The 17,493-nt window shown below is 67.9% G+C and carries 20 protein-coding genes; 12 read left to right on the top strand and 8 right to left on the bottom strand.

The window, feature by feature from the left end; genetic code table 11:
- The first annotated feature begins 66 nt into the window (after positions 1 to 66).
- The 10 genes from ACQPYK_RS49090 (at position 67) to ACQPYK_RS49045 (ending at position 10,552) form a co-directional block, all read left to right on the top strand.
- Positions 67 to 453 carry a hypothetical protein gene (locus ACQPYK_RS49090; RefSeq protein WP_433259742.1) on the top strand — a complete coding sequence of 129 codons (387 nt, stop codon included), beginning with the start codon at positions 67 to 69 and terminating at the stop codon, positions 451 to 453.
- Positions 450 to 863 (top strand): TrbC/VirB2 family protein, encoded by a 414-nt coding sequence (locus ACQPYK_RS49085; protein WP_433259741.1) that lies wholly within the window; start codon positions 450 to 452, stop codon positions 861 to 863. Before ACQPYK_RS49090 ends, ACQPYK_RS49085 begins: the two co-directional genes overlap by 4 nt.
- 11 nt (positions 864 to 874) lie before the next feature.
- Positions 875 to 1,657 carry a hypothetical protein gene (locus ACQPYK_RS49080; protein WP_433259740.1) on the top strand — a complete coding sequence of 261 codons (783 nt, stop codon included), beginning with the start codon at positions 875 to 877 and terminating at the stop codon, positions 1,655 to 1,657.
- A 23-nt stretch (positions 1,658 to 1,680) separates the two neighbouring features.
- A complete protein-coding gene (locus ACQPYK_RS49075) occupies positions 1,681 to 3,378 on the top strand; it encodes a hypothetical protein (RefSeq protein ID WP_433259739.1) in 1,698 nt (565 codons plus the stop codon).
- A 13-nt stretch (positions 3,379 to 3,391) separates the two neighbouring features.
- Positions 3,392 to 4,831: an SCO6880 family protein gene (locus ACQPYK_RS49070; RefSeq protein WP_433259738.1), complete on the top strand. Its 1,440-nt coding sequence runs from the start codon at positions 3,392 to 3,394 to the stop codon at positions 4,829 to 4,831.
- On the top strand, positions 4,824 to 6,299 hold the full coding sequence (locus tag ACQPYK_RS49065; protein WP_433259737.1) for an ATP-binding protein: 1,476 nt from the start codon (positions 4,824 to 4,826) through the stop codon (positions 6,297 to 6,299). The genes ACQPYK_RS49070 and ACQPYK_RS49065 overlap by 8 nt, the downstream gene beginning before the upstream one ends.
- 118 nt (positions 6,300 to 6,417) lie before the next feature.
- Complete coding sequence (locus ACQPYK_RS49060) at positions 6,418 to 8,106, top strand: type IV secretory system conjugative DNA transfer family protein (protein WP_433259736.1); 1,689 nt, start codon at positions 6,418 to 6,420, stop codon at positions 8,104 to 8,106.
- A 70-nt stretch (positions 8,107 to 8,176) separates the two neighbouring features.
- Positions 8,177 to 9,151, top strand: a complete 975-nt coding sequence (locus ACQPYK_RS49055) for a hypothetical protein (protein WP_433259735.1) — start codon at positions 8,177 to 8,179, stop codon at positions 9,149 to 9,151.
- Positions 9,148 to 9,990 (top strand): DUF4913 domain-containing protein, encoded by an 843-nt coding sequence (locus ACQPYK_RS49050; RefSeq protein WP_433259734.1) that lies wholly within the window; start codon positions 9,148 to 9,150, stop codon positions 9,988 to 9,990. Before ACQPYK_RS49055 ends, ACQPYK_RS49050 begins: the two co-directional genes overlap by 4 nt.
- Before the next feature lie 358 nt (positions 9,991 to 10,348).
- Entirely contained in the window at positions 10,349 to 10,552 is a 204-nt protein-coding gene (locus tag ACQPYK_RS49045) for a DUF4913 domain-containing protein (RefSeq protein ID WP_433259796.1), read from the top strand.
- Here the strand turns inward: ACQPYK_RS49045 and ACQPYK_RS49040 are convergent.
- Genes ACQPYK_RS49040 through ACQPYK_RS49020 form a run of 5 tightly spaced genes read right to left on the bottom strand, consistent with a single transcriptional unit; the run spans position 10,516 to position 12,325 of the window.
- Positions 10,516 to 10,824 carry a hypothetical protein gene (locus ACQPYK_RS49040; protein WP_433259733.1) on the bottom strand — a complete coding sequence of 103 codons (309 nt, stop codon included), beginning with the start codon at positions 10,822 to 10,824 and terminating at the stop codon, positions 10,516 to 10,518. The two genes, ACQPYK_RS49045 and ACQPYK_RS49040, sit on opposite strands and share 37 nt — an antisense overlap.
- 1 nt (position 10,825) lies before the next feature.
- A complete protein-coding gene (locus tag ACQPYK_RS49035) occupies positions 10,826 to 11,065 on the bottom strand; it encodes a hypothetical protein (RefSeq protein ID WP_433259732.1) in 240 nt (79 codons plus the stop codon).
- Between the two features lie 3 nt (positions 11,066 to 11,068).
- A complete protein-coding gene (locus ACQPYK_RS49030) occupies positions 11,069 to 11,548 on the bottom strand; it encodes a hypothetical protein (protein WP_433259731.1) in 480 nt (159 codons plus the stop codon).
- Complete coding sequence (locus ACQPYK_RS49025; protein WP_433259730.1) at positions 11,545 to 12,006, bottom strand: hypothetical protein; 462 nt, start codon at positions 12,004 to 12,006, stop codon at positions 11,545 to 11,547. Before ACQPYK_RS49025 ends, ACQPYK_RS49030 begins: the two co-directional genes overlap by 4 nt.
- Before the next feature lie 37 nt (positions 12,007 to 12,043).
- Entirely contained in the window at positions 12,044 to 12,325 is a 282-nt protein-coding gene (locus ACQPYK_RS49020; protein WP_433259729.1) for a hypothetical protein, read from the bottom strand.
- Between the two features lie 729 nt (positions 12,326 to 13,054).
- Here ACQPYK_RS49020 and cutA point away from each other — a divergent pair.
- Complete coding sequence (cutA, locus tag ACQPYK_RS49015; RefSeq protein ID WP_433259728.1) at positions 13,055 to 13,390, top strand: divalent-cation tolerance protein CutA; 336 nt, start codon at positions 13,055 to 13,057, stop codon at positions 13,388 to 13,390.
- Here the strand turns inward: cutA and ACQPYK_RS49010 are convergent.
- Positions 13,353 to 14,678, bottom strand: a complete 1,326-nt coding sequence (locus ACQPYK_RS49010; RefSeq protein ID WP_433259726.1) for an XRE family transcriptional regulator — start codon at positions 14,676 to 14,678, stop codon at positions 13,353 to 13,355. The two genes, cutA and ACQPYK_RS49010, sit on opposite strands and share 38 nt — an antisense overlap.
- Before the next feature lie 160 nt (positions 14,679 to 14,838).
- Between ACQPYK_RS49010 and ACQPYK_RS49005 the strand changes: the two genes are divergently transcribed.
- Complete coding sequence (locus ACQPYK_RS49005; RefSeq protein WP_433259724.1) at positions 14,839 to 15,627, top strand: hypothetical protein; 789 nt, start codon at positions 14,839 to 14,841, stop codon at positions 15,625 to 15,627.
- A gap of 272 nt (positions 15,628 to 15,899) precedes the next feature.
- On the opposite strand, the gene ACQPYK_RS49000 is transcribed toward ACQPYK_RS49005, so the two are convergent.
- Together ACQPYK_RS49000 and ACQPYK_RS48995 are read right to left on the bottom strand one after the other, a co-directional pair.
- Positions 15,900 to 16,892: an endonuclease/exonuclease/phosphatase family protein gene (locus tag ACQPYK_RS49000; RefSeq protein WP_433259722.1), complete on the bottom strand. Its 993-nt coding sequence runs from the start codon at positions 16,890 to 16,892 to the stop codon at positions 15,900 to 15,902.
- 129 nt (positions 16,893 to 17,021) lie between these two features.
- A complete protein-coding gene (locus ACQPYK_RS48995) occupies positions 17,022 to 17,477 on the bottom strand; it encodes a hypothetical protein (RefSeq protein ID WP_433259720.1) in 456 nt (151 codons plus the stop codon).
- Between the last annotated feature and the right edge of the window lie 16 nt (positions 17,478 to 17,493).

Raw genomic sequence — 17,493 nt, 5'->3', positions numbered from 1 at the left:
AGAGCGACAGGAGAGTGGACACTGATCGGAGCGCATCCCGGGGCCGGCACCAGCACGCTGGCCGCCTTGCTCAACCACCGCCATGCCAGCTTCGCCGCCGAACTCGTCCCGAATCTGCCGCCCGGCCAGGGCAAGGTCGTGCTCGTGGCGCGCTCGACCCCGGACGGAGCCGAAGCGGCCGCGCGGATGGTGACCGACTGGCCGCTGGCCGAACGGCCGGTGCTGTGCCTGGTAGCCGACCTGCCGTTTCCTGCCTCACGCCTGACCCGCCACCGGATCAAGGCGATCAGCCGTCAGGTGAGCGCCGTCATCGGCCTGCCCTACCTGTTCGCCCTGCGCAACCTCGGTGACGTCGCCGCCGCCCTACGCCATGACCGCAAAACGACTCGTACCGCCCGGGGCCTGCATCGCACCCTGGCGCGCCTTGCTTGCGCAAAGGACACCTCGCCATGACGACTCCCCACCTGCTGGATGCCCTCACCTCCTCGCTGAACTCGGCACTGCACCTGCACGAGATCGACTGGACGACGCTGGTGCCCGGTCCCGACAACCCCGGCGTCAGTACCGGCACCGGCACCACCACCGGAGGTGACGGCGGCCCGTTCGACTTCAAGGACGCGCCTCCTCAGCTTCCCGGAGAGGTCAAACAGTTCGGCGAGAAGATCTTCGGCCTGGTCAAGGCCACCGGACTGGGAGTCGCCGTGGTCTGCTTCGCCGCCGCCGGGATCATGGTCATGATGGGCAAGGGCCGCAGCCACAACATGTCCGCCCAGGGCCTGTCGAATGGCGTATCGGTGGTCACCGGGCTGCTCATGCTGCTCGGCGCGGTGTCTTTGGTGAACTTCTTCTCCCAGGGCCTGTGAAAGGACCGCCGATGCCTTCTGCCTCTGACCTTGACCGCCTGGCCCAGCAGCGGATGCGGGCACTGATCGGCGCCGGTGTGATCATCGCGATCCTCGCAGCGGTCATCGTGTCGCTGCTGCGCGGTTCCGATCCGGCTCCGGACGCCGCGCCGTCGGCGGCCGCCAGCGCTGCGCCCACCACCATCAAGCCGACGCCGGCGCCGGTGGCCTCGCCGCCGGCCAGCGGGTATGTGGCCCCCCAGCGGGGGACGACGCTGCCGGATGCGGGTGATTTCCTGCAGCGCACCTACCGGGTGTCCTTCCCGCGCACTCCGCAAGGGGCCGCCGCGGCCGCATCGGCGATGTTTCAGTTCCTGTGGCGGCTGGATCCCGCCGAGGCGGCCCGCGCCGTGGACGTCTACTTCGCCCCGGCCGCCCGTGCCGCCGCGCGCCAGCACACCGTCGCCAACGCGGCGTGGATGCGCGAGCAGATCGGCCTGCCGGCCACCGGGGAGCTGCCGCCGGATGCGAGCGTGGCGGTGCAGATCACCGGCGTGCAGTGGAAGGTCCTCGATAGCAGCAACGCCTACGTCAGCGTGAACATGCGATTGGATCTGCTGGCCGGCATCGGAGCGCCCCTACATACCGTCCCTGCGGCCTCCACCATGCACATGCGCTGGCATCCGGCAGTGCGCGGAGGTGACTGGCTGGTGGTGCAGACCCCCGCCGAGCAGATGCCCCAGCCCCAGCGCGCCGACGTCGGCACCGCTCAGTTCAATGCGGCCGGCTGGATGGCGATCCGGCCGGGCGGGTGAGCGCGGTGACCGGATCACGGCCGGTGGCAGGCACCCCAGCCCTGCTGGCGCTGATGGTCGCGCTGGTAGTGGTACTGGTCGCGGCAGGGGGATCCGCGGCCGCGGCCGCCACCCCCACTGGCGCGCAGACAACCGCGGCCAGGCTCAACGGCGGGCCTCCGTGCCCGCTGGCGGCGATTCCCGGGGCGTCACTGGCGTGCGCGGCCGGTGAGGTCGCCGTCGACCAGGCCGACGAGGCCGCCACGGTCGTGGTGAACAAGACCGTCATCCAGCCGCTGACCACCGTGGGGATCAAGGCCATCAACAGCGTCCTGGACGCCTTCGTGGAGTTGTGGCTGAACCTCTCCGTCCTGGAGCTGGGCAGCCAGGGCGCGGTGACCCTGTACAGCACCACGCTGGGGCTCGGCTGGCTGATCGCCGCAGTGCTGCTCATGGGCCAGGCGATTCAGACCATGGTGGTCGGCCGGGCGACTCCGTTGCTGCAGGCCTTGCGGGGGCTGGTCATCACCGGCCTGGTCGCCATCGGCGGTGTCGGGGCGACCGCGTTCCTGCTGCAGTTCTCCGACGCCGTCGCCGCGGCGATCATGGGAGATCTCACCAAGAACGGTGTGCTGAAGAAGCAGCTGGTGTCCTTGATGCTGCAGGACCCCAAGCTCGCTCCTGTCACGGGAAGTACAGCGACGCTGTTCACGCTGCTGCTGGCGATCCTGCTGATCCTGATCATGATCGTGCAGCTGGTCGTCCTGCTGCTCCGCAACGCGACCATCCCGATCCTGGCGGTCCTGTTGCCGATCGCCGCGGCCGGGCAGGTCGGCGGGGGAGCGACCCGGCAGTGGCTCCCGAAGATCATCACGGCGGTCGCCGCGGTGATCTGCTACAAACCCATGGTCGCGCTGATCATCGTGGCCGCCGTCCGGCAGACCCGCAACAGCACCTCGGTCTCCGGCATGCTGTACGGCCTGCTGATGTACCTGCTGTCACTGATTGCGATGCCCGCGTTGATGCGGGCTTTCGCCCCGCTCGGTTTGGCGGTGAGCGGCGGTGGAGGCGGAGGCATGCTGCGGATGGCCGGGGACCTGCTGATGATGGCCGGGGGGATCGCCAGCGGCGGAGCCAGCAGCGCGGCCGCGGCCGCGACCACCGCCGCCGACCATGCGCGCAACCGCGAGCGCGACGGCGGGGACTCAACCACATCGAAGACGACACCGACGCACGTCGATTCCGCATCACCTCAACCGGCCGCATCGCCCGAGCAGCCATCCCAGCCGATCACTCCTGCGTCCCAACCGGCCCGGCCTGCATCCGAGTCGGCTCCGGTTGAGCGCACCGCCACGCCCCCCTCGACCAGCACGCCCGCTGGGGCGCTGCCCGATACCGCATCAGTCGCCGACACCGCTCCAATTCCCGTGGTGTCGCCACCCCCGGCGACGCCGGCAGCCCCCTTCGTTCCGGCCGCGCCGGGGCCACCCCCGGCCGAGAGCAGCGCCCCTAGTGGCGCGGTACCTGCCACCGTCAGCTCCCACGCGCCCACCGGCGCACCGCATGTCGCCAGCGGTGCCGCGCTCACCGGCGCCCATCACGGGCCGGGGCAGATCAACATCCCCGGCTCGCCGCCGCTGGCCGCCGAACAAGCACCTTTGGCGATCAGCCCGCCGCCCGGTGACGGCGGCACGCCGCCGATATCGACCACCGGTGGCCTGACCATCGACGACCGCAGCTAACGAAACGGCACCCATGACAAGCACGTCGCAACCGCGCACCTACGGAGGCTGGCGCGCCGCGCGCAGCGCGGGCATCGGCCCGCTGGACGGCCGCCAGACCATCGTCGTCTTCACCGCGATCCTCGTGCCGATCTTCATCGGATTCATCGGCGGCATCGGCCTGACCGTGTACCTGCTGCCCGTCACCATGGTCGTCGGCGTGCTGGCGATCGCCCGCCGCGACGGCGTGCTGATCGTCGACTCGGCCCGTGCCTGGGCCCGCTGGCGCTGGGCCGAATGGCGCACCCACACCACCTACACCGCATCGGTCTTCACCCCCGTCGGCCGCCCCTGGCACCTGCCCGGTGTGCTGGCCGCGACTCGGCTGCTGGATGTCGACGACCCGGGCCGCGGCCGCACCGCGGTGGTGTGGAACCAACGCACCGGTCAGATGTCGGCCACGCTGATGCTGAGCCCGGCCGGAGCGCTGCTGGCCGACACCGACGACGTCAATCGGCGCGTGGCCGGCTGGGGAGCGCTGCTGGCCGGATTGGCCGATGACGCCACCATCCGCCACGCCGCCGTCACCGTCGAACTGGTGCCCGAACCCGGCACCCAGCTGGCCGACCATGTGCACGAGCGGCTGGATCCGGCCAGCCCGACGCTGGCCCGGGCGGTGATGGGCGAGCTGGTGGCCACCGCGCCGCGCACCTCCGCCCAGGTCCGCACCCGCTTGACGGTGACGTGTGATCCGTCCGTCGGCGCCGCCACCTCACGGCAGGTACCTGACGCCATAGCCGAGCTGCTGCGCACCCTGGGCGGGCTGGCGCTCTCCGCCGCCGGCGCAGAGATCATGACACGGGCCTCGGCCAGCGACATGATCCGCCTGGTCCACACCGCCTACGACCCGGCCAGCGAAGCCGTCAGCGAGGGCTGGAGCGACCTGCGCTGGCACGAGGCCGGCCCCATCCACGCGCGCGAAGGCTACGAGGTCTACCGCCACGACGGCGGCTACTCGGTCTCCTGGGTTCTGCAGGAGCTTCCCCGCCAGCAGGTCACCCATGACGTGCTGCTGCGCCTGCTCAGTCCCGGCCGCCACCGCCGCCGCGTCACCCTGGCCTACCGGACCCTGCCCCGGGAGGTGGCCGCGCGCCTGCTGGAGCGTGAAGTCAACGCCGCCGCCACCCGGGAGGAGCTGGCCCGCCGCTCCCGGCGCAACGCCACCGCCCGCGACCGCGCCGATGCCACCCGCGCGGCCCGTGCCGCCGCCGAAGAAGCCGCCGGCGCCGGACTGGTGCAGGTATCGCTGTACGTCACCGTCACCTGCAGCGGCCGTTCCCAGCTGGCCGAAGCGTGCCGGGAGGTCGAACAGGCGGCCGGGCACTCGCGGCTGCGGCTGCGGCGGGCCTACGGTGGCCAGGCCGCCGCCTTCGCCGTCGGATTGGGATGCGGGGTCTACCCCGGCGATGGCTAAGAACCCCCGCGCCCGCGCCGCCCGCTCGCTGCCGCCGCACCTGACGATCGACGCCTCCCAGGTGGCGCCACAGCGCGGCTGGCCACGCGGCCGCGCCGCCCACCTCGCCCCCGGCACCATCTACCTGGGCACCAGCGTGCAGGTCGCCGGATTGTTCCCCTTCGTGCAGGCCGGTGGCCTGCCCACCGAAGGTGTGCCGATCGGCGCTGACCTGCTCACCGGTGAGCTGGTATGCCTGGACCCGCCCGGCTGGGTCGGCAACCTGACCACCAATCCGAGCGTGTGGCTACAAGGATCCCCTGGCACCGGTAAGTCGAGCCTGGCCAAGCGTTTGTGCCTGGGATTGACCGCCTATGGCTATACCCTGCTGTGCCCCGGCGACGTCAAGGGTGAATACGCCGGGCTGGTCACTGAGCTCGGCGGGCAGGTGGTGCGCGTCGGCCGGGGTCTGGACGCCATCAACCCCCTGGATTCCGGTCCGCTGGGCCGCCGCCTCAACCAGCTGCCCGCAGCCGAAGCCGAACGGGTCCGCGCCGAGATCAACGGCCGGCGCGGCGAGCTGCTGCACGCATTATTGGCCACCGGGCACGGCCTGGGTCGGCGACCGAGCGCCGAGGAGAGCTCCGCCGTCAACGCCGCGGTGCGCATCGCCGCCGAGGCCGGCCCGGCCGATCCGACGATCCCGGACGTGATCGGCGTATTGCGCACCCGTCCGGCCGCGATTCAAGAGCGGCTCATCGTCTCCGACGAGGCCGAGTACCTGCGTGCGGTCCGCGGTGTCATCGCGGCCCTGGAGAACTTGTGCGACGGCCCTTTGTCCGGTTTGTTCGACCGGCCCACCAGCAGGCCCTTGGACCTGGCCAAGCCCGCCCTGACGATCGACCTGTCCCACCTGCTGTCGGCCGGTGACGACGTCGTGGCCGCCGGACTGCTGGCCACCTGGGCCTACTCCTATACGGCCGTCGACACCGCCCGGGCGCTGGGATTGATGCCACGCCCGGTGGTGCTGCCGCTGGATGAGCTGTGGCGGGCGCTGCGCGCCGGACCCGGCATGGTCGCCGCCATGGACGGCATCACCCGCTTGAACCGCAGCAAGGGTGAGGTCTCCATCATGATCACCCACAGTCTGCAAGACCTCGAGGCGCTGCCGACCGAGGAGGACCGCGCCAAGGCCAGAGGACTGATGGAGCGCTGCGACACCGTGATCCTCGCGGCGCTGTCGGTGGGGGAGCTGCACCGCATCAGCCAGCAAAAACCCCTCACCAACGCCGAGGTCGACCTGGTGGCCTCGTGGGCGGCACCGACCGCGACCGGCCTGGACGGCAGCTCTCAGCTGCACCCGGGCCGCGGCAAGTACTTGATCAAGATCGGTCAGCGGCTCGGTGTGCCGGTCCGTCTGCAACTGACCGCCACCGAGCGGCGCCTCTACGACACCGACGCCGCCATGCGCACCCGGCGGGAAGGATGACCCCCATGCCAACGCCAGGCGTTGATCCAGCTTCAAACGAACGCAACCGCCCATGACCTCTTCCCCCACCTCCGGAAGTCCTTTTACCGACCCCTCCCCGTGGCTCATTGCCGCTGTCATGGCCACCGGGTTCGGCGTTTTGGGCGTCATCTGGCTCGGCGGCAGCCTCGGCGCCTGGATCGCCGGAGCGCCCTGGCGGCCACCGCCGTTCTCCATCGCCACCTTGCTGCATTTCCTGTCCGGACATGCCGACCGGCTGTGGCCGCACACCTCACCGATCGCGATCGGCATCGGGATCGTTGTGGTCGGCACCGTAGGCGCCGGCACGCTGGTGCCGGCGGCTTTCGCCCTGTACCGGCGCTTCAAGGTCACCCCGGGCCTGGCCGGGCAGCGTGACCTGAAGCAGTTCACCTCACGTGGCGCCGCCAAGCGTGCTCGAAGCTTGCGCCCTTCGCTGGCGAAGGTGAACCGCCCGGCACCGGATGAAACCGGGATGCTGCTGGGTGAGCACGCCGGAGTGGAGCTGCGCAGCAGCTTCGAAGACGTCGAACTCGCCTTCATGGCTCCCCGAAGCGGCAAAACCACCGCGATCGCCGTCCCGCGGGCCCTCCGGGCCCCCGGCGCGGTCTTGATCACCTCCCGCAAGGCCGATGTGCTGCTGATCACGTCCGCCCCCCGACGTGCCCGCGGTCGGCTATGGACGTTCGACCCTCAGCAGATCGCCTACGCCCCGCAGACGTTCTGGTGGAACATCCTCAGCGAAGCCCACACGATCGAGGGCGCCCGCCGTTTGGCCGGGCACTTCATCTCCTCTTCCCTGTCGGCGAACGACCGCGGCAACTTCTGGAGCCTGGCGGCCGGCAACGTGCTCACCGCGCTGTTGCACGCCGCCGCTCAATCACCTGACCGTACGATCACCGACGTACTGATCTGGCTGGGCAACCCCGCTGACCGCACTCCAATGGACCTGCTGCGCAAAGCGGGCGCCGAGGGGTTGGCCGACCACCTCCAACGCACCATTCGAGGCGCACCCGAGACACGCGACGGCATCTACGAAACCGCCGCTCAGTGCGCGTCATGCCTGCTGGATCCGGCCATCGCCAGGTGGGTGCAACCCGATCCCGACAAGGTCTTGTTCGACCCACACGCCTTCGTCGCCTCCACCGACACCTTGTATCTGTTCTCCGACAAAGGCGCAGGTTCGGCCGCACCGTTGGTCGCCGCCCTCACCGACTCCGTTTTCCACGCTGCCATCGCGCGCGCCGAGCGCGCCGGCGGCCGCTGCGACCCGCCGGTCCTGCCGATCCTGGATGAGGCCGCCAACATCTGCCCCATCGAGAAGCTTCCCGATTACTACTCCTACCTCGGATCGATGGGCATCCCCGTGACAACGATCCTGCAGTCCTACAAGCAGGGCGCCGACGTGTGGGGCGAAGCCAGGATGGACGCCCTGTGGTCGGCGGCAACCGTCAAAATCCTCGGCGCGGGCTTGGACGACGCCGACTTCGCCGAGAAGATCTCCCGATTGATCGGTGAACACAAAGTCATCGAGGCGAGCGTCTCCCACAGCAGCAGCGGCCGCAGCACCAGCCTGTCACCACGTCTGGAACGGATCTACCAAGCCGCTGACGTGCGCGCTCTGCCCAAAGGCACGGCATTGCTGCTGCTCACGGGCGTCCGGCCCGCGGTGATCAAACTGCGGCCCTGGATGGCCGAGCCGTACGCCGCCAGGCTCGCCGCCGCCGCCGAACGCGCGCAGCATGCCCTGACCCGCCGCGCCCACCGGAAAGGACAACCCCCATCATGACCATCCCGTATCGCTCCTCAGCGGTATCCGCTGAGGACGCCTTGGCGCCCTATCGAAACGGCGCCGCACCATGACGGCCACTGACGAGACCTTCGAGCGTGCCGTCTCCGGCATGCTCGAAGCATTCACCGAGCATGTGAACCCACGGCCGATGGACTCGGCCGCAGCGCAAGATCCCACGCCGGATCTGTCGGACTTCTCCGACATCTTCGCCCAGCTGCGCCGGCTGAAACACCTGACGAGCATGCCCAGCGATGAATGGGACATCGCCCGCGCCGGTCTGGAGCACATGCGTGAGCAGCTCGGCATTCCCCCCTTGGTACTCGACCAGGGTCAGCGGGTGCTGCCCGCGCTGGATCCGGAATGGCGGCAGGTCACTCCACCCGCCGCCGGCTTGGAAGCTGCGCTGCGCTCTCCTGGCGTGGCCGGCAGCCCGCAAGGACAGCGCATCGGTGAGGTTTACGATGCCCTCGCCGACCTGGGTAAGGGGTTGCGTAGCGCTGCAGGCCAGCATTACCCGCGTTTCCTGGCCGACGGCCGGACCCAGGCGTTCCTGGCCACGGTGGGAGCCCGCGTCACTCAGACCATCGCGCGGGCGACAGGGTCCCTGCACACCGCCGCCCAGGCCTTGCACGAGCGTATGAACGGTATCGCGACCAGCTACCAGACCCTGCAGTCCCTCAAGACGCTGCAGTCGCTGCAGCAGGTGCGCGAGGACGTCGACCGGACGGCCGAACGGCTGAGCAGTGCTTCCAGACCCGCGGCGAGGCCGTCATCGGCCAAACCGGCGCCTCCCCAACAAGCCGAGTCTCCCGACTCACCGCGGCGGCCACCCGGCCGGCTGGTCGCCGCCGCTCCGGCACCCGCCCGTAGCGGTGCTCCGTCTGCTTCGGTCAGCCCGGGTCGTCCTCCCGGTCGCCGGGCGGCTGCGGCAGCCTTCTCACCCTCGGCGCCCGCTAGCCGGCCGGCCCCCACCCCGTCGCCGAGAAACCCTGCGAAGCCCACGATCCCCGTCCAAGGTCGCAAGTGGGAAAGGAGACGATGAACGACATGTCACCCAACGGCCAGGAGCCTGCTGGTCACGATGCCCGGCCTTCGGCCGGCCCGGCATCACCGCAGCCGGATCTGGCCGAGTTGCGCAGCCAGTTGCTGGAGCTGGAGGCGATCGTCACCCAGCAAGCCCGGCAGCTGTACGCGCTAGCCGCAGCTCCGACCACCCCAGCCGATCAAGGCCAAGCCGAGACGGCTGGCCCCACCGCCCAGCAGGAATCTCCGCCTGATCAACCGCCCTCCGCGGCGGGGCCGACCTTCTTGCTGTTGCTGGATGACGAGCAGCTTTTTCTCGAGATGAAGGCGCTGGCCGGCTGGGTGCACAACGTCTTAGTTCCGGTCTACCTCAGCGAGCCGACACCGACCTCACCGTGGTGTCCGATCTGGTGGGAGCATCCCGTCGCAGTGGCGTGGCTGCATGCCTTGTGGCTGGCCTGGCAAAAGGAGACCGACCCGGAAGGAGGGGCATGGACAGGCCCGATCAACTGGCACACCCATTGCCTCACTCCCACGCTAGCGGTGCTGCGTGCCCCAGACGGGCCGTTGATCGACTGCACCACTGATCCCAGCCGCCCCCAGCACCGGCGCCCAGACCCCTATACGGCGCAAGGGGAACTGGAGTTGCTGGCCAAGCTCGCTGACAACGACGGTGATCCCCTGGCCGCCGAGCGGTTGGCCGCCCTGCTGTTCACCCATGGGGACGCCGACGAGCTATGGCGCCGGGCGAAACGAGGTGATCACTCAGCCCTAGCGTGGGTGGACTTCCTGCCTTCTTTGCAAGAACCCCTCAGCGAGGCAAGCCGTCACCTGCGTCGCTACGGATTGCCTCACTGAACCCTCCCCGGACGAAGCCCTCGCCGCTCGAAAGGCGACGAGGGCTTCTGAGGTCCTGCGGCGGCCGGTTCCCGGTGCCGGTCGCAGCGCCATTCACCATGCACGTGCACGTTGAATGTCGTCTCGCAGGTCCCGTCCCGCCGCAACGGGAACGAGACGATCATGGTGGCGCGTTTTCATCTACCGATATGGTCTCCAGCGTGAGCACCAGGCGTCGCGGCCGCGGAGGAACTTCCGCCCTCGGCCGTGTGGGTGCACCAGGTTCTGATTCTGATCTACATCGGCGAACCGACACCGAACAGGCCATGGTGCCCCCGCTGGTGGGAACCCCCGAGGCGATGGCGTGACTGCACGTGCTATGGATGGCCTGGCAGGAACTCACCACTCCCGCCTTGGGCGGCTACACCGGCCCCAGACCTGGCATGACGAGCACCTGGAGCCTGCCCTGGCCGTCCTGCGGTCTCCGGAGGGGCCGCTGGCGGGCTGCATGACCGACCCGGACAAACCCCGTCATCGCCCCGCCGCTCACGCACCGCTGGCAGCGTCCCCCAGCGAGGGATGATCACCGCCAGGTCGGTGTGAGCACGGCTCCTCGGCGTCCGCGACGAGCTCGACCGGTAGGTCGGCCGGCTGCATCGCCTGCTGCAGCTTCTGGGTCCCCTCGGCGACGAGGTCGATGGCGGCGGTGCGGAGCAGATGCTCGTCGATTGGGTCGCCATCCGTGGTTTCGGCGTGCCACCGTTCGGACGTGGAGTTCCACCACACGCGCCCGATGGGCTGTAAGTCGCGGTGCACGATGACGGCCGAACCTGCGGCGATGAGAGAGATGGCCATGTCAGCGGATCTCCTCGATGGCAGTCGTCACGGTGCACATGTCGAGCCACCGGGTGCGCAGCACCGCCGCGGTGGCCTCGTCCTTGTCTCGTGTCTCGGTGTAGACGGCTTCGGCGATGGCCTTGATCGCGTCTTGGGTCGCGATCCGGTCCATGCCGCAGCCGTCAGCGGATTCGTACACCGAGTTGAGGGCGATGGCCACAAGCTTCATCTCGTGGCTGATCGGGTCCGTGCTGGCCATCGGTCAGCCCTCCCACTCGGGGGCATTCTCGGCGCGCTCGGCGTCGCGCTGCATGTAGAACCACCGGTCGCCGTCCGGGTAGAAGGCGACCTCGGCCATCGAGCAATCTGTCCGCGGGTGGTCCGGATCCCATGGCTTCCGGATCGCCGGGTACAGCTCGCCGTTGTGGCGCTGGCGGAGCTCTACCTCCAGGCGGCGGCCAGCGAACCGCATGTGCAAGCCTGCCTCGGTGGACTTGCCAAGCACGGTGACGACGTCCCCGGCCTTCACATAGTGCCGCTCCATCTGTTCCTCCTTCACTAGTAATTCGGTGCGGGTGGTGTACTCGCCGATCTCCCGGTAAGGCACGTCGTGGACTTTCTGCAGCCGCTCGTACAGCGCGGCCGCGGGGGCGCTGCGGTGGCCATCGGAGACGGAGCTGCGCAGCGGCTTACCATCCGGGGCGTAAAACTCCAGCCGCCAGTCGCCGCTCTCCTGGTTCATGTCGCAGCGTGTCCTCCAGCATCGTCATCGCCGACCACTGCAGCCGGCGTGCCCGCATCCACCGCACCAGCCTCCGGAGCTACAGACGCAGGGGCAGGGCAAAGCTTCCGGTTCCCTTTTCGTTCGGTCTTCTTCCTGCGCTCCGGCTTGAGGTCGACGAGGAAGCAGGCGAGATCGATCGCGGCGGACAACGTCATCCCGTGTTTGGCCCGCTCCGCGCGCTTGTGGAAGTAAAAGGCCGCCTCGCCCCGCTCGTCGTCAAGAAAGGTCCACGCCTGATCGACGGGGTTGTAGATCGGCCCTCCAGGACCGAGCCGCACAGCCCATAGTTCGTCACCCAGATCTTCGACATAGGCGACCTTGTCCCAGTCGTAACTGGACGCGGTGGGCTTCACCCGGTTCGCGTCGATGGCGATACGAATGCGGGTGTGCGCGTCCAGTCCGAGCTCACGCAGCATGTCGTCAATGGCGGGGCAGCTGGCTTGAGGAGCGAGGTCAGGTGGCCACACCGCAGAACACCCAGCCGCCGCCTTCGATCTCGATTGCCGCGGCCGGGCCGTGAACATCGCTGACCGCAGGGTCGGTAGTGGAAAGCTTGGCGGCGAGTTCCTGCGCGGCCTCCAGGCTTCTGGGCTTGCCGCCGATGACGACGTAGTCGTCTTTATCGGTGATCCCGCCGGAGCCGAGGAAAAGGCGAGAGGCGTTGACGGCCTCGCCGAAAGCGGAGTCGACATTGTCGACGTAATACGGGCCGAGGAAGAAGGGAACTGCAGGCATATGTGTCTCTTTCTGGGAGGCAGCGGTCGCCTATTGGATGGACAGGCCGGTCTGCGAAGGCTCTGTGGGAAAGACGCGACGAGGACGGCAGGTTGCTTGCCACCGTGCTGTTTCAGCATTGTGATGAGGGCGGTCATCGAGTTTTTGTGATGACGGGATCCCACGGAGGGCGTCTTTTCGACGTGGGTTCCTCGGGGGTGCCGTTCCGGCGCCTGGGTCGTCTTGATCGCGGGTTCCCGGAGCGGAGGAAAGCTCGCCGTAGGCGACCGCGTAGCGGCTTGGCTTTCTGGAGCGTAGGGGTTTCGCGATAGACCCAGAAAAGGCGCCGGAACGGCACCCACGAGCGCCTCGTCGCTCGGCTGTCGAGCGGGACCTTCGGAATGAGCCGGTATCTGATGGATCTGGTGGTCGCTCTGGACGAGCTGGGTGAGGAAATCCGCGAGGCGATCGAGGCGGAGCATCGGCTCGGGGCTGCTCGTCGCCGCCGGGGCCATGCCGTCGTCGATGCGTTGTAGGCCGCGCGCTTGGAGGTGAGCGAGGCGGTGCGGTAGGGCAACAGCTGTGAGCTGGCCCGGTCGGGGATCGTCGATGGCGATCAGGTGACCTTCTTCGGCCGTAGCCGCACCGCCATCGGGTCACGGCTGAACCAACTGGGTAGGGAAAACCGGCGGTTCCAGCGCGCTGAAGGAGATCAGAGGGCGTGATCATCTCGGAGGTAGGCTCGGTGGCATGTCCTTTCATGTTGAAGTTCGTGTAGCGGCCGGCTCTCTGGAAGAAGCCGAGAGCATTGTCGCGGCGGCCGTGCAGGGGCGTGTGGCGGCAGGAGCTCAGATCACCGGCCCCATCACCTCCACCTACTGGTGGAAGGGAGAGATCCAGCGCGCTGAGGAGCGCCTGATCCTTATGAAGACCACCACGGCACGGCTGGAGGATCTGGTGGCCGTGGTGAGGGCTGCGCACTCCTATGACACACCGGAGATCGTCGCCGTGCCGATCGAAGGCGGCTTGGCTGACTATCTGAACTGGATCACTGAAGAGACGACTGAACCTGCTTCGGACGCATAGCGGCGTACTCTGTGCGGAACTCGCGCGCCACCTGTGTTCGGGAAGGTGCGAGTTCCGCTACGACGTGGTCGAGCCGATCCCATCCGAGGGGAAAGGCCATCGCTGATGTCGCTGATAGGGAAGTGCGCGCGTACTTCACGGCTTGGCTCATATCGCCAAGGCGCAGGCGAGCGAGCGCGAGGTCTGCTTTGACGACGCAGAGCTTCTTGATTTCCGTGTTTGGCCCCAAATGCATGATGATCTCGTCAGCGGCTCTGATGGCGTCTTCTTCGCGTCGCAGGCGGGAGTAAACGGACAACGTCATGGACGCGAAGCGTCCGGGGTCCAGAAAACAGGTCCAGGGGCGCGCGTTGATGTCCGCTCCGTCGTAGGCCTCTTCGGCTCGGTGGATTGACTTCAACGCGCTCTGGTGGTCGCCGAGCAGGGCCGCTTCTTCTGCGTGACGCGCCAGCAGCCATGCTCGGGTCGCGAGGTCGGCGTTGCCAAGGCGTTCAAGGGCGGTCGCGGCCAGGCGACTACCGTGCGCGTTGTCGCCGCCGGTCATGTAGGTGCGGTAGCCGGTCATGCATGCGGCGAGCGCGTTGTCTCCGCTATGGCGCGCGGCGAGGTTTACCAGCCGAGACGAGATCGCCATTTGGGGGCCGTCTCCTAGTTCCCACGCGTACCAGGCGGCCAGGATCGCGCCTTCCCCGGCGATCACTGCCAGGCGCCGGCGCAGATGCTCGGGTGGTCCGCTTTCGAGTAATGCGCTCACTTCGCCCAGGTGGGTCATGAGTGCCGGGTGCAGGGTTTTCGCCGGAAGGTGTTCCTCGAGCCGGTGGAAGCCTTTTGTCCGGTCCTCCAGGTGAGTGACGGTGACCTCGTCCGGTCTGTGATCACCTACCAGTGCCCGTATGAGTCGTTCTGCCGGGTCCAGTACGGCGTTTGCTGTCGTGGCCGCGGCGAGCTGTAGGAGGGTGCGTCGGTCCACTCGTTGGCTGAGTCGTCCTACGGTCCACGAAAGCAGGAGGGGGTCTTTCCCGAGCTCCGCCTCTGTCTCATTGAGCGCTGCGTGTTTTGCCCACACGCGGCGGTAGAGCTCGGCGTACATCGGACCGGGATGATGGGTTCCGCTTTCATGGAAACGGATTTCCCGGATGATCGAAGCGGGGCTTGGCAGACGCGCACGGGTCTTGCTGTCGGCGGCAAGCTTTAACTGCCTGGCTAACTCCTTCTGCGTCCAACAGAGGCCTTCCCGCTTCGCGCGGATCTCTTCTGCCCACGCTGGCCTGTATTCATCATCGCTCATATGGGCTCACCTAAGCATCGTCACCTGCGGGTCCTCCTCTTACTTCCTCCAGTCTCCTCCTGACAGCACCTATTTGCAGGTGTTTGCTTTCAGTTATCGATCATGCCTCTCGGCCAGCGTTACCCGATGCTTCTATCGTCTCGCCTGGAAAGTCTCAACCATGACCATCCCCGCCGCCCTCAGCCTGGGCAGCACCACCCAAGCTCGCGTCTATGGCGATCTCACCGGCAATGACGCGATGGGCGAGCGGGGTGCCGCTCTCCTCGATGGGAGAGAGTCGTGTGACTCGACCCTGACGGTTTTTGGCGCTCTGCTGACCGGCCGGGCTGGTCGTGGAAGGGCTCGGGTCATCGTGCTGCAGGGCCTCAAGGAGCACACGGTGATGGTTCGTCGTCACCGGGGTGACCGCGCGCTACAGCTGGCGCATCGCCCCCACGCCGCGCTGAACGAAGGTGACGTGCCAATCGATGCGCATCTGCTTGCCTCAGATCGGGTCGCGCTTTCCGTCGCCCGTGGCCTGCTCGCCGTTACCGACGGCACATACATCTGGTGGGTGACGGGGGCGCCCCCAAACCGAGGTCGCCCTGCGAGTGTCGATGTGCCTCACCCCGGATCGGGCCGCGGAACAACGCATGAAACACCCGGCAGTCGAACACCTCCAGGCGCTCGCGCCGGCACCGGCCGGCACGCCGAGTTGTGGTGCGTGCAGCCAGTTCTTCCCAATGCCGATAGTTCACGCACAGCGCAGCTGCATTCGGGGATCGCGTTAGATCTGCTATCGCTGAGTGCAGGCCAGGGCCGAATGCGCACACTGAAGGAATACGTCGACCTATTCAGCTCTGCGAATTTGAGCCTGCACCGCAAGAGTGTTTTGCCGCACGGCGAGTATCTTCTCGTCCTGCAGGCCGTGCGCCCTGGCGAGGCTGCCCCGTCTTATGTGGATGAATGAAGATTCTCACGGCCAGTAGCATCCCTATACCCCGCCCCCTCGTGGAAGACGACATTGCCCCGCGTTTTCGCGGGGATCGACTGGTCGGAGATGTCGTGTGGCAGGGGAGCGGGCAGGCAACGACAGTTCAGCCCCGACCAGAACTTGATCTTTCGGTCGGCGGGGTCGAAAACAGCACTGCCCTATTGCGTCCGCCTCCTCCAACCTGCGATCGCCCAGGAGTCCCGCTCTGGGTAAATCCCCCTTTCGCCGACTTTGTAGAGCTCAAGGTGTCAGCTGCTGAGCCGGGTGAAGACCATGGCATGGTCGGAGGCCGGGTCGTCGCGGCGCTTGGTGGGGACCTCGGTCACCGAGGGCAGTTCGTCGTGCAGGCCGGTGCCGTTGAGCGGGCGCAGCGTGTGGGCGTCCTGGGCGCGCTTGCGGAGGGCGTGGGAGACCAGCACGTGGTCGATGAGTTCACCGCGGCCGCGAAACACCCGGGAGAAGCGCTCGCCGGCCGGGACACGAGGAGCTAGGTTCCACAACCGTGTCCTGTCGCCCCGATCACGCCGGTCGGCGCCGGGGGTGCCCAGTTCGGAGCCGGGCGGGCCGAGGAGGATCTGGGTGGTGGCGGCCTCGGGCTCGTCGTTGAAGTCGCCCAGCACCACGACCTGGCGGGCCGGCCCCTGGCCGTCCAGCAGGTCATCGGCCAGGGCGCGCACGGTGACGGCCTCGGCGGTGCGCCGGTAGAGGGCGTAGGCGGCCACGCGGGCCCGTTCGCCCTCATCATCGGTCTGGAACCGGGAGTGCCCGTTCGGCCCGGGTGGAAAGGACAGCAGCTTGCTCTTCAGATGCGCGGCGATCAGGTCGATGGTGCGGCCGTCGGGTTCGGTGACGCGCACCGCCAGGGCGCCGCGGCCCATCTGGTGGGCGGTTGCGCCATCATCACCGGCCTGGATCGGGCCCAGCTGTGCGGGGAAGGTCGCGCGGTCGGTGAGGATCGCCAACCGCAGCCGGGACAAGAAGCCCACCCGGATGGGGTGCCTGGGATCGAAGATGCCGGAGGTGGCGTGCTGCCAGTCATTTCCCAGGTGATCGGCCAGTTCGGCGAGCGCGTCGGGATCGCCGACCTCCTGCAGGGCCAAGACGTCGACGCCCGCAGCGGTGATCGTCGCGCTGAGCCCTTTGAGTTTGGCGTGGTAGACGGCGTCGCTGGTCGGACCGAAGGCGCTTGCCGGCTGGGGTTTGAACAGGTTTTCCACATTCCACGTTCCGATAACAGTCATCGCTGATTCTCCCGTTTGATGTGTTTTCGCAGGTGTGGGCGAACGCGCACACAAGCTCTGGGGACAGAATCGCATTGCGGGGGATGACGTATCGAGATGCGGCCGGGAGCGGTCGTGCGTGTCGGGGAGTCAGTCGTAACGGCGAAGAAAACAACCGATACGCAGGTCAGCGGCCAGTCCTCCAGAATGTGGTCCAAGGTCTTCACGGGCGTTCCGACCTGCGTATCCGTCGAGAATCTTCCCAGTACTACTGGGACCCCTGCCGGGCAGCGGACCCATCGCATCAACGCACAACACCCGCGGGTGCAGCTCGATCGCGTCCAGCCGGCCGATGGCGGCTTGGGCGAGGTAGGGGTCTACGTCGATGCTGGTGACCCGGTCATCGCCGTGCAGCCGGGCGGCCAGCGCGGTGCTGTAGCCGGAGCCGGTGGCGATGTGCAGCAGGTCGTCGCCCGGGTAGACCTGGCCGTGGCGCAGCATCCGCACCACCAGACTCGGCATCGTCGACGACGAGGTCGGCGTCCCTTTCACCAGGGTGCCGGGCCGGCAGTGGTCGGCGTGTCGGCGGTCGATCTCGGTGGGCAAGGAGGCGTTGCGGTAC

This window comes from Streptosporangium sp. CA-135522, from assembly GCF_050949235.1.
Taxonomy (GTDB): Bacteria; Actinomycetota; Actinomycetes; order Streptosporangiales; family Streptosporangiaceae; genus Streptosporangium.
The sequence above is the reverse complement of the archived record's forward strand: the minus strand, read 5'-3'. Positions and strand labels throughout refer to the sequence as shown.